The sequence below is a fragment of the Barnesiella sp. CU968 genome (assembly GCF_905219685.1).
Lineage (GTDB): Bacteria > Bacteroidota > Bacteroidia > Bacteroidales > Muribaculaceae > Lepagella > Lepagella muris_A.
This window is the reverse complement of the sequence record NZ_CAJMXD010000051.1, coordinates 1-11,432: the sequence shown is the minus strand read 5'-3', so window position 1 is coordinate 11,432 and position 11,432 is coordinate 1. Positions and strand designations below refer to the sequence as shown.

Annotated in this window: 10 protein-coding genes and 1 pseudogene; 2 read left to right on the top strand and 9 right to left on the bottom strand. The window is 44.9% G+C overall.

Translation table 11 applies throughout. The features are described 5' to 3' along the window. Positions 1-1,133: pseudogene (locus tag JX312_RS03640) on the top strand (excinuclease ABC subunit UvrA); the annotation flags it as partial. 219 nt (positions 1,134-1,352) lie between these two features. After that, on the top strand, positions 1,353-1,607 hold the full coding sequence (locus JX312_RS03635) for a type B 50S ribosomal protein L31 (protein WP_123404795.1): 255 nt from the start codon (positions 1,353-1,355) through the stop codon (positions 1,605-1,607). Positions 1,608-1,690: 83 nt separating this feature from the next. Here the strand turns inward: JX312_RS03635 and JX312_RS03630 are convergent, their stop codons facing one another. The 9 genes from JX312_RS03630 to tilS all read right to left on the bottom strand — a co-directional run bounded on the left by JX312_RS03630 (position 1,691) and on the right by tilS (position 11,401). Then, a complete protein-coding gene (locus JX312_RS03630; RefSeq protein ID WP_123404697.1) occupies positions 1,691-2,650 on the bottom strand; it encodes a phosphodiester glycosidase family protein in 960 nt (319 codons plus the stop codon). Then, positions 2,640-3,005, bottom strand: a complete 366-nt coding sequence (locus JX312_RS03625) for a LytTR family DNA-binding domain-containing protein (RefSeq protein ID WP_123404699.1) — start codon at positions 3,003-3,005, stop codon at positions 2,640-2,642. The genes JX312_RS03630 and JX312_RS03625 overlap by 11 nt, the downstream gene beginning before the upstream one ends. 181 nt (positions 3,006-3,186) lie before the next feature. Beyond that, positions 3,187-4,383 (bottom strand): inner membrane CreD family protein, encoded by a 1,197-nt coding sequence (locus tag JX312_RS03620; protein ID WP_123404701.1) that lies wholly within the window; start codon positions 4,381-4,383, stop codon positions 3,187-3,189. 40 nt (positions 4,384-4,423) lie between these two features. Then, on the bottom strand, positions 4,424-5,038 hold the full coding sequence (locus tag JX312_RS03615; RefSeq protein WP_204457104.1) for an inner membrane CreD family protein: 615 nt from the start codon (positions 5,036-5,038) through the stop codon (positions 4,424-4,426). Between the two features lie 192 nt (positions 5,039-5,230). Continuing rightward, entirely contained in the window at positions 5,231-6,331 is a 1,101-nt protein-coding gene (locus JX312_RS03610) for a TlpA disulfide reductase family protein (RefSeq protein WP_123404706.1), read from the bottom strand. Between the two features lie 45 nt (positions 6,332-6,376). Continuing rightward, a complete protein-coding gene (locus tag JX312_RS03605) occupies positions 6,377-7,273 on the bottom strand; it encodes a TIGR01212 family radical SAM protein (RefSeq protein ID WP_123404708.1) in 897 nt (298 codons plus the stop codon). Positions 7,274-7,335: 62 nt separating this feature from the next. Further along, positions 7,336-8,307, bottom strand: coding sequence for a chorismate synthase (locus JX312_RS03600; protein WP_204457103.1), 972 nt, complete (start codon positions 8,305-8,307; stop codon positions 7,336-7,338). Positions 8,308-8,323: 16 nt separating this feature from the next. Then, positions 8,324-10,339: a transcription termination factor Rho gene (gene rho / locus JX312_RS03595; protein WP_204457102.1), complete on the bottom strand. Its 2,016-nt coding sequence runs from the start codon at positions 10,337-10,339 to the stop codon at positions 8,324-8,326. Between the two features lie 258 nt (positions 10,340-10,597). Beyond that, positions 10,598-11,401 (bottom strand): tRNA lysidine(34) synthetase TilS, encoded by an 804-nt coding sequence (tilS, locus tag JX312_RS03590; protein ID WP_204457101.1) that lies wholly within the window; start codon positions 11,399-11,401, stop codon positions 10,598-10,600. Positions 11,402-11,432 lie beyond the last annotated feature (31 nt).

Here is an 11,432-nt window from a genome sequence, read left to right as displayed (position 1 = left end):
GTCCCGGAGCCGGCAGACATGGGGGAGAGGTGGTCTTTCAAGGCACGCCGTCACAGCTTCTCGCTGCAAACACCCTTACGTCGTCGTATTTAAATGGCGACAAGGAGATTAAGGTGCCGGAAAAAAGACGTGAAGGTAATGGAAAATATCTTCGTATCAATGGTGCTTCCGGACACAACCTTAAACATGTTGATCTGAATCTTCCATTAGGTAAGTTTATATGTGTCACAGGGGTGAGTGGCAGTGGCAAATCTTCACTGATAAACGGCACGCTGCATCCTCTGTTGAGCAAGAAGTTTTATCGTTCTATCGAGGAACCACTTTCATATGAATCAGTTGAAGGCATAGAGAACATAGACAAAGTCGTAACTGTGGATCAATCACCCTTAGGAAGGTCACCACGTTCTAATCCTGCTACTTACACAGGAGTGTTTTCCGACATAAGAAAACTATTTGTGGAATTGCCAGATTCCAAATTGCGCGGCTATAAACCTGGAAGGTTTTCATTTAATGTGTCAGGAGGCAGATGTGAGACATGCAAGGGTAATGGATACAGAACTATAGAGATGAATTTTTTGCCGGATGTTCTTGTGCCTTGTGAGGAATGTCATGGTAAAAGATATAACCGTGAGACACTTGAAGTGAGATATAAGGGGAAATCAATATCTGATGTTCTTGAAATGACTGTTAATCAAGCAGTTGATTTCTTTGAGAATGTTCCTGTAATTCTGAAAAAGATTAAGGTTCTTCAAGACATCGGATTGGGATATATAAAACTCGGGCAGCCTTCAAGCACCCTTAGCGGCGGCGAGAATCAGCGTGTCAAGCTTGCAACGGAACTTGCCAAAAAAGATACAGGTAAGACTCTCTTCATTCTCGATGAGCCAACAACAGGACTTCATTTTGAGGACATACGGGTTTTGATGAAAGTAATCAATAAGCTTGTTGACAAAGGCAACACAATGGTTGTAATAGAGCATAATCTTGATGTTGTCAAATGTGCAGACTGGATAATTGATTTAGGTCCGGGAGGCGGTCGTGAAGGAGGCTACATAATGGCAGAAGGAACTCCTGAGGATTTTATAAAGTCAGATACACCAACATCAGCTTTCTTAAAGCAGGAACTACAATAATAACGAATAAGATAAATTATTCAGATATTTTGCTCATAATCGCTATTATGTTAAATAGGTAATAGATAATGGTCAAATTGCATACGTCAGGTCGACCAAGCAGGCATGATTTCAAAAGATTTTGTCATATCGAAAAAAAGTATTAACTTTGCAAGCCATTTGACGGGATCGCGACCTGTCAAGAATTTTTTTAACAAATTAACTGCAGTATTTAAAGAAATGAAAAAAGACATTCATCCCAAAGAATACCGCGAGGTGGTATTTAAAGATATGTCAAACGACGAGACATTCATCACCCGTTCTACGGTTGCGTCTCGTGAGACTATCGAAATCGACGGCAAAGAGTATCCTCTTGTAAAACTTGAGATCACAAGCTCTTCTCACCCTTTCTTCACAGGAAAGCAGAAGCTCGTCGACACAGCTGGACGTGTGGACAAATTCCGCAGCCGCTACGGCAACCGCTCAAAGAAATAATCACTTCGCGAACGGTAAAAATAAAAGGAGTTCCAAAGGAACTCCTTTTATTTTTACATTATTTGACATCATGCGCAAAGTCTCTAACGGATATCCTTGCGAAAAACAAGAAGAGGCGCAGGAGGAGTCGATTCGGAATATTTGGATATCTTACTCCGCGTATTATCTGTCATGCACACATTACCATTGCTGTCTCTATGAAACAGGTATGAGTTGCCTCCGGTAATATAGATTGCATCTACCACTCCGTATTCCCTCATGGCATCTGCAAAGTCATACATAGTTTCCTTATGTCTTGTCACAATATAATAAAGAGTTCCATCTGCCATGCGCCCTATCGCCGCACGCTCGACTTTCCCATGCAGAAGAAAGTCAGAAGGGAGTGTGCCGTCACTTAGCAGTACATATTGGCGGAAAAACGAACCACCGGATCCGATGACATAATCTGCCACGCAGTCAGACTCCGATACTCCAGTAACAGGCTTCCCGTCTTTCGACAAAGCCACATACCCTAATCTATCAGTTCCGTTTTTACTTTTAATTCTTTCTCCATCCAGAACCATAGTTCCGATAACGCTCCCGTCTGGATGATAATCGGCAGACCTCATGAAAAGCACCAGCGAATTGTCAGTGGTATCAGGCATCTGTGTTTCCAACGAGGCTCGTAATCCGTCAAGAGTGAAGAAATCCATAGCTACGCCAAGAATACTGTCAGACGAATGTGTCGTTCCCGTAGCGGATGCCTTGTACCCGCTCTTCAGTTGTTCGATATTCTCCTTGTCTGATACGCTTACAGGGAGCCTTCCGGAATCAGTCCTGTTAAAAACATACAGCAGGACTGCACCGGCTAAAGCGATGAGGAGAATAATCACCACACTCCATAACACGGGCGTAGACTTTCCATGTGGTGTGCCGGACATGCCGTGTCGCGGATTTGCGGAAGATCCGTTGTCACGCTCGATCACGATTACCGGAATATCTGTCGGTCTTGAATCGAATCGCTCTTCTTCATTCACATTGACTGTGTTGTCCTCATTCCTCATAACTCGTCATTTCATTTTTCAACTTCAGAAGACTATCTCTACCCAGTCTCGCCATTTTGAGCGAAGGCACCTTGTCTGAGACTGTATGCCCCCCGAACCGGATGGTTCTTTCTGTAATATTAATCACCCGAATATGTTTCTTGTTTACAATAAGGCTACGTCCCACCCGTGAGAAACATCTGTTTTCCAATCGAGTGAGATAATCCTCAAAATAATGCAATTGAAATGTCATCTTATGTGTAGAGCCGCTTGCAAGCATGATGTCACAATAATTGCCATCGGCTAATATATAGACGATCTCGTCGGCAGCTATCCGCACAAGTTCTGAAGATGTGGCGATCTTTAACCATTCCATAAGCAAAAGGCTGTAAAAAAACGAGAAGCTGTTTATGATGAAGAGTTGACATGACAAACAGCTTCTCTATATTAACGTAAATTGCCACCGACTTATTGAAGTGGTTTAGAGGCTTATTTGAATAATTCTATAGAGACGTGCGGTAGTGGAACCGTTTCTTACATATAATTCAAACACTCTCCTATTGTTTTATTCTAAGTGAGGCATACATCGTTGCTGCCAAAGCTGCGAACAGAAGAATCGCACCTAAAAGCAGTGCATACGTATCGAGACAGAGCATTATGTAACATCCGAGATACATGCCTGTCAATATGACGCATATCGCCATCCCTGTTTTTTTTGACGAAAGAATCCTCCACATATATCCGGATATCAGGACAACTGTCATGACGGAGGCAGCCAGATAAGCATATCCGAATGCAATATGCTCTGAAAATGCAAGAAGAAGGCAATAAAACAATACAAGTGCGGCACCTATGAGGAAATAGTTGAAGAGTGGTATCGGATGTTTCATCATTATCTCGATGAACAAGACTGAGACAAATGTAAGAAGTATGATGATAAAAGAATACTTCAATGACCGGGACACTTTCTGATATGAACTTACACCGACAAGAAAGTCTACTCGCGCAACCCATGTGTTGTTTCTGTCACCATATCTGCTGCTGGAATTCTGCCAGCAAGCAGAGAAGTTTTTCCCCTCTATGAGCCTTGTATTCGGTATGTCTGACCCTCCGAATGATGGATTGTCAGCATATCCTGTGATGCATATCTCGGATTCCTTACTCCTCTGTCCAACACAAATGCCTCCGCTGCCACGGCTGTAGAATGATGTTTCAAACTTGACAGCATCGGTAAGATCAGCAGTGTCTATCATAGCGAACAGATGATCAGAAGATTTTGACCATTTGTATGGTTTGCCGTTTATAACCACGTCTTTAAGCCCTGTAATAGTCTTCGGGTTCACGTATACTTTCAGTTTAACGCTGTCGTCAGTCGCCTTGACCTTACCTGTCTTGAAGTTGCCTGACATATTTACCTCAGCATCAAAAACGCAGACCTCATAGATATTTCTGTGAAGCAGCCTACTTTCCACATTTATGTCGCATTTATAAGATTCCGGACACAACGGTGATGAGACTCCTGTACCATCTAAAATTTCCGGTCCTGAAACAGACAGTACACTTCCCCACTCTTCATGGATTGACTGAGACACATCGGTAAGCCGAGATTCCCGTTCTTCTGAGATTATACATACGATAAGCGCACCAATCATTAGTACAAAACATTGCAACCCCATCAGGAAAACCTTCTTGCCATATGAAACTCTTTTACGGAACGGTTGTGGTGCAGGTATGGGGACTATATTATTTTCCATTGTTCTTATATTATTTGAATGAATAGTCTGTCAACGTGATTCATAACTTCTTAAAAAGAAGCTCGTTGTTTTCCACCTTAAGTCTTAGTGAAAGAAACATGGACAGACTCAAGAGTACAAATATCGAGAGACTTCCTATAAGCAATGCCAATGATCCTATATATACTAATGTCAGTACCAACCCATATTCCAGCGCGAGCACAACAGACACAAGCCCTGAGAATCCTCGATTCCCCGTTATACACTTGCAATACCAGGTGATGAGCGTTACTGTCATCGTCACAACCGTAGCATATGCCAGCCAGAACGGCATCTTTTCCGCCATTGCAAGCAACAGCAGATAAAATATGCACAAAGCACATGCCGTCAGTCCATATTGAAGATAATTCAGACACCTTCGGTATGCAATTTCCATGACAATTAGTGTCATCATTGTCACAAATATCAGTGCGAAGCAGAAATCAATGGAATCTGTCAAAAGAATATAAACCTCTTTTTTCAGAAGAAATTCCTCCTTTCTGCCTAATGCAAGGGCGTCAAAGCCACATGCCACGATTGTCATAAACAATGACAAACCTGTCACAAACAAGACTCTTACACAAAGCCACTGTTTTGTAAACACCGGTTTACGATAAATTTCCATATTCTCTTCCATATTCATAATTATAGCATTTAACATGCGGTAAAATTATGTAATCGGATATAGCTCCGCAAATTGTCGGAAGTCCATTGTATAGACTCCCCTGTTTTATGTATAAGACAGATATAAATGACAATCGCCCCGGCTTAATGCCGGGGCGATTGTCATTTATATCTGGAAGTTCCTTAATTCACAACTGTCAAGCTGTTATTTTACTTCATTTATAAGTTTTGCAAGCGTATCAAAGAATGCGGGATTCTCTCCTACCGTTATATTGGCAATCTTTCCTTCCGGATTGACAATAATTTTTGTCGGGAAACCCTGGACTGCATAGTCTGAAAGAATTGTCGTGCCTTCCGGATTGTATACGTTGACCCACGGAAGCTTATATTTCTCCACACCTTTACGCCAATTTGCCTCGGGCTCGTTGCAATCAACACCAAGAATCTCAAGCTCCGGCTTGTATTGTTCATAAGCGTCCTTGAGTTTCGGAAATCCCTTGATGCACCAGCCGCACCAGCTGCCCCAGAAATCTATGATCACCCATTTCCCTCGGAAATCAGACAGCTTGACATCTTTCCCTTCCAGATTCTTCAGTGTGAAATCAGGTGCCTCGTAATTGCCATTCTGCATCTCTTTCATCTTTTTGTCAGCCTCAATGGACTTCTCCACATATGTTTTCTGGCTTTCAACCAAAGGATAAAGCGCGGAATTCTTCAAGGATGGGTCAACCGATTCAAAGATTGTCATGAAATCTTCCCCATCAAGATTCAAAAGAGCGAACAAAGATGCCGGATCAGCAGGCTTTGATGCCGCGTAGTCTTTAAACAACGAATTGTATGCATTCATGGCATTCTGCATTGCAGCCTCATCACGCGGTTCAGTCTGCGCTGCTGTCTGATATTGCTTGAGTATTTCGCCGGATTTCTGACGCAGCTCTGTTATGCCGTCCATCAGAGCAGAACCTGTGACAATATAATCGAGCGGAGATTCGGAAGATATTATCACCGCGAGGTTCTCTCCCGGAGAAGTATAAATGTTGACCGCATCTCGTCCGCCGAATCTTATTCTGTAATTGGCAGGTCCTGACGCATCAACATCAAACTTCATGATTCCCGCCACAGATTTGAGCGTGTCGATTGCCGGCATCGGTCTTTCCGCACGCGGACGCACCATGTCTGAAATCAACATATGCTCCACCGTATATACGGAATCCGCTTTACCCTCTGGAAACTTTACAGTCACATCTGCCGATGCTGACATCGGAGCAACAATAGCGGCGGCTGCCGCAATAATCAATTTCTTCATATCCTAAAAATTTTCAAATTTTCTTTTTTCTATTATAAGTCCGATTCAGTCTTTGCCGGACCGGAGTCTCTTGTTCAACATATTAGTAAACTCATAATTCTTTAGTCCCCACTTGGGCATAACCACTTTTTCAGGGGGAGAACTTGCCAGAAATCTCTCGATAGCGATATTCTGCGGCACTAAATTAATGATTTTTATGCATAAATCAATATAATTTTCAACTTCAAAAGGGCTGACCTCCACTTTCCCGTCATTTATAAGCTCTTCAAGACTTGTATTTCGCAAGACCTGAAGGTGATGTAACTTTATTGACTCGATCGGCAATGCCACTGCCCTCTTTACTGTCTGAAGAATCATTTCTTCGTTTTCTCCTGGCAAACCGGCTATGAGGTGCAGCCCCACGGAGATCCCCTTCCGGCTGAGTCGCGATACAGCATCCTCCACATCATGCCAGCTATGCCCTCTGTTGATAAGCGCGAGTGTTGAATCATGGCTTGACTCCGCACCCAGTTCAACAATAACCGGCATTTCTTCGTTAAGCCTCGCAAGCATATCGACAACCTTGTCCGGCAATGTGTCGGGGCGTGTGCCGATAATCAGCCCTACAATTCCTTCAACGCCCATCGCTTCTCTATACATTGCTTCAAGTTCATCGACAGACCTTCCGAAGGTATTGCTGAATGATTGAAAATAGGCAAGATATTTCATCTTAGGGTATTTCCCGGCAAAAAAATCTTTTCCTGCATTAAGTTGCGAGGCAATATCCTTATGTCTGAAGCAATACCCGGGGGTGAATGAAGAGTTATCGCAATATATGCATCCCCCTGTGCCGATTGTGCCATCGCGGTTGGGACAGGAGAAGCCGGCGTTGACAGAAATTTTCTGCACTTTTTCTCCCGGAAATTTCCGCTGCATATATGTCGAGAAGTCTGTATAATACATTTACTAAAAGCGTGTTTACTTTCAACTTTTATATAAGGGTGTTTTATAAACCGGGGGCGGTTTCAGTCTATGCGGCTTCTCATCAGATCCGCCACCGTAAGCAATGCCATGGCTTCGACTACCGGCACCGCCCGTACAGCAACACAGGGATCGTGTCTCCCTTTCGGCTCAATCACGACATCATTGCCGCTTGCATCAATCGATACAACCTGCTTCATCAGCGTAGGCGTCGGTTTGAAATATACCTTGAAATTGACAGGCATCCCGTTGGATATGCCACCCTGTATGCCTCCGGAGTGGTTACTGCGGAAACATACCTTGTTCAGTTCCTTGTTCAGATACGGAGTGTCGAGACACTCGCTGCCTTTCATTCCGGAAGCCCTGAAGCCGTCTCCATACTCGAAAGCCTTGGCGGCATTGATTGTCATCATTGCCGAGGCAAGACGTGCCGACAGTTTGTCGAATACCGGCTCCCCGATTCCTGCCGGCAGACCCTCTATCAGACCTTCGACGATACCTCCTGTGCTGTCGCCGCTCCCGGCTGTTTCCCCTATGTCATTTGTTTCCACAAGACGTGCGGAAACAGTTATGCCGAATGTCTCGAGCCACTGACGGCATATGGCACCGGCTGTTACCCATGAAACTGTTTCGCGCGCACTCGCCCTCCCTCCGCCACGGAAGTCATGAATCCCATATTTTGCATGATACGTATAATCAGCATGATTGGGACGAAACTTACTCTCGTATGAAAGATAGTCTTCCGGTCGCTGGTCGCGGTTGCGTATGATAAAACCTATTGGAGAACCCCAGGTAATCCCTTCTTGTGACAATCCTGAAAGCAACTCTACCTGATCAGGCTCATGTCGCTGCGAAGTATTTGGCATACGTCCGGGAGCACGTCTGTCGAGATCATCCTGTATTCTTGCAATATCTATATGTACGCGCGAGGGCATTCCGTCGAGAATGCCCCCCATCGCCGGCCCGTGACTTTCTCCGAAAGTCGTAAGCCTGATATTTCTACCGAAAGTATTCATGTTTCCGGCATTTGTTTTACTTGTCTATTGTAAGCAGCAATTCCTCATTGTTGCGTGTCATCTCCATACGCTTCTTTATGAATTCCATAGCTTCAAGAGATGTCATGTCGGCAAGATAATTGCGCACAATCCACATCCTGTTGAGTGTTTCTGCACTCAGAAGCAGATCATCACGGCGGGTAGAAGATGCGATGATGTCGACTGCAGGGAAGATCCGTTTGTTGGAAAGTTTGCGGTCAAGCTGAAGTTCCATGTTGCCGGTGCCCTTGAACTCCTCAAAAATCACTTCATCCATTTTTGATGAAGTTTCTGTAAGAGCGGTGGCTATGATTGTAAGCGAACCGCCGTTCTCGATGTTGCGGGCGGCACCGAAGAACCTCTTCGGTTTCTGAAGCGCGTTGGCATCGACACCACCGGATAATATTTTGCCTGAGGCGGGACTAACGGTGTTGTAGGCGCGCGCAAGACGCGTGATGGAATCCAGCATGATGACTACATCATGACCACTCTCGACAAGACGCTTTTCCTTTTCCAGAACGATACCCGCGATCTTTACGTGGCGTTCAGCCGGCTCGTCGAATGTTGAGGCTATCACTTCCGCATTCACACTGCGCGCCATATCCGTCACTTCCTCAGGACGCTCGTCGATCAGAAGCATGATTATATATGTGTCGGGATGGTTTGCAGCTATTGCATTGGCGATGTCCTTGAGAAGAATAGTCTTACCTGTCTTCGGTGGCGCCACGATCAGCGCGCGCTGTCCCTTGCCTATCGGTGCGAACATATCGACAACACGGGTTGAGATATTACCTGACCTTCCGGCTGTTAGGTTAAACTTTTCTTCAGGAAAGAGAGGCACAAGGTGCTCGAACGGTACTCTGTCGCGTATCACCTCGGGTGACAGACCGTTGATAGACTCGACTCTGCACAAAGGGAAGTATTTTTCACCTTGTCTCGGAGGTCTGATTCCACCCTCCACTACATCTCCTGTCTTGAGACCGAAATCTTTGATCTGCTGCTGAGACACATACACATCATCCGGACTTCCCAGATAATTGTAATCGCTGGAGCGAAGGAAACCATAGCCGTCGGGCATTACTTCAAGCACTCCTACTGTTGTCAGAATGCCGTCAAAGTCGAAGCTCGTCTCCGGCTGACGCGCATTGTTCTGCTTCTCAAGCTGACGCTGCTGCATACGCTGTTTCTTTGTCAGATGCTTCTGCATCTTCGGAGAAAGAGGCTTGACAGGAGCCGGATCAGCAATGATGATGGGTGCTACAGCCGCTGCCTTCTCCGCTTCCTGTATCTCACGCTGAGAGCGAGGTACGAACGTGCGGCGCTTTGCATTGGAAAAAAAAGCGTCAAGTGAGGGTTTTTCCTTTGCCTTAGGCGATATGAATACTTTGTGATCGGAATTTGGCGCAGATTCGATACCTTCGGTTTCATTGACTTCCGATAACGGAGATACTATGGATTCCTCCTGATCGTTCTTTGACGATGCAGGTTCATTTATATCCGCAGATAAAGGTGATTCTGTTTCAGGCATTACCATGGGCAATGTATCATGCACCAGTTCAGCAGGTGCTTTTTTGCGATTGCCTTCCTTATCGTTTTCAGTCACAGTGACTTCTGCCTGAACTTCAACAGTCTCAGACGGCTCCTCTACCTTCACTTTGGGTTTGCGGCCCCTCTTTTTAGGCGCGGGAGCATCTGTAGCCGCAGCAGTGTCATTCGCAATTTCGGCATTCTCCGTCACACTCTCTGCCGAAGGCGCGGCGTCAGGTTGAGGTTCTTTCTTGGAAACACGTTTCGCACGCGTTTTTTTCTCTTTAGGTGTCTTCTCTTTGGCAATTTTTGATTTTGCCGCGTTCTTTGCCACAGCTTCCTTTGCAGTATTCTCCGACTCACTGTCAATGACATAATAAGCCAATTCCTGCTGATCTGCGGAAGTTGTTTTTTTCATTCCCATGGAAGACGCAAGCTCTCTGAGTCTTGTCTCATCCATGTTCATAAGTTCTTCGTAACTATACATAAGATTCTATATCCTGTTTTCACGTTTACCCCTTTGAGTGATCCATATGAGCCACTATTCAAACTATAATCAACACTGCGCAATCTGGAATATCAGTGAAATACTCGGGGATGAAACGATGAAAGTAAAAAATTTAATAGGATTTATCGGGAAATACCCGGACTGAAGCATTGAAAAACGGATTTAACCGACAGCCGGGGTCTTTTGACATCGCAAATTTAACAATTAATTTTTTTATATGCAAATCAATATGTCGATTCAAGCCATGTAATTCAACCCTTTCATGCTGAAAACCAGTCTACCTTGTCCGGATTTCCAACTTTTGCCTACAATTGTCTGCTGTCCGCCCTTTTTCTCGAACACATCAAAAATTTCAAGCGCGATATCTCGCGTGGCTCCGTGTGCCGAGGCAAAGCGGTAAATCAGCCAGAATCGGTCGGGCGCATCGAATATGGATTGCATTGACAGAAAATCCGCCTCTGCTATCAATTCGTCCTGAACCCATTTTAAAACACGTTCCTCCCCCTGAAGGTTCTTGATGGTTGTGGAAATTGTTTTTCTCACACCGGGCCAGCGCGTTTCAATCAGTGGAATAATCTCATTCCTAAGAAAGTTACGCCGATAGTCCGACACAAGATTTGTGGAATCAACTACATACTCCTCCCCCTTTTCGCTAAGATAGGCCTCAATCTCTTTACGGGGGAAACAAAGAAGCGGACGGATAAGTTCCCCTGTGTCAGGCAGCATGCCCCGAAGGCCCGTCACTCCGGATCCCCTGAAAAGATTAAGGAAAAGAGTCTCTACGTTGTCATCGGCATTATGCGCCACGGCAATTCTGTCAGCTCCGGAATCATGTAACTCTTTCCTGAAAACGTCATACCGCAAATCCCGACATGCCATCTCTATTGAAATATTTTTATTCTCCCGGAATGCCTCTACATCGAAATCCACTTTTTTCAAAAGGACTCCATTTCTATGGCATAGAGATTCCACGGCATGCTGGTCTCGCATGCTTTCATCTCCTCTGAGATGGAAATTGCAATGAATCGCGATAACCTCCACTCCTGAGGATTGAAGAGCCAGAAGCTATGCA

Bases quoted from the DNA above. Each gene is read 5' to 3' on its own strand.
- JX312_RS03610 (WP_123404706.1), bottom strand. From the start codon at position 6,331: ATGAAGAAATTGATTATTGCGGCAGCCGCCGCTATTGTTGCTCCGATG.
- JX312_RS03635 (WP_123404795.1), top strand. From the start codon at position 1,353: ATGAAAAAAGACATTCATCCCAAAGAATACCGCGAGGTGGTATTTAAA.
- JX312_RS03630 (WP_123404697.1), bottom strand. From the start codon at position 2,650: ATGAGGAATGAGGACAACACAGTCAATGTGAATGAAGAAGAGCGATTC.
- JX312_RS03625 (WP_123404699.1), bottom strand. From the start codon at position 3,005: ATGGAATGGTTAAAGATCGCCACATCTTCAGAACTTGTGCGGATAGCT.
- JX312_RS03600 (WP_204457103.1), bottom strand. From the start codon at position 8,307: ATGAATACTTTCGGTAGAAATATCAGGCTTACGACTTTCGGAGAAAGT.
- JX312_RS03620 (WP_123404701.1), bottom strand. From the start codon at position 4,383: ATGGAAAATAATATAGTCCCCATACCTGCACCACAACCGTTCCGTAAA.
- JX312_RS03605 (WP_123404708.1), bottom strand. From the start codon at position 7,273: ATGTATTATACAGACTTCTCGACATATATGCAGCGGAAATTTCCGGGA.
- JX312_RS03615 (WP_204457104.1), bottom strand. From the start codon at position 5,038: ATGGAAGAGAATATGGAAATTTATCGTAAACCGGTGTTTACAAAACAG.
- rho (WP_204457102.1), bottom strand. From the start codon at position 10,339: ATGTATAGTTACGAAGAACTTATGAACATGGATGAGACAAGACTCAGA.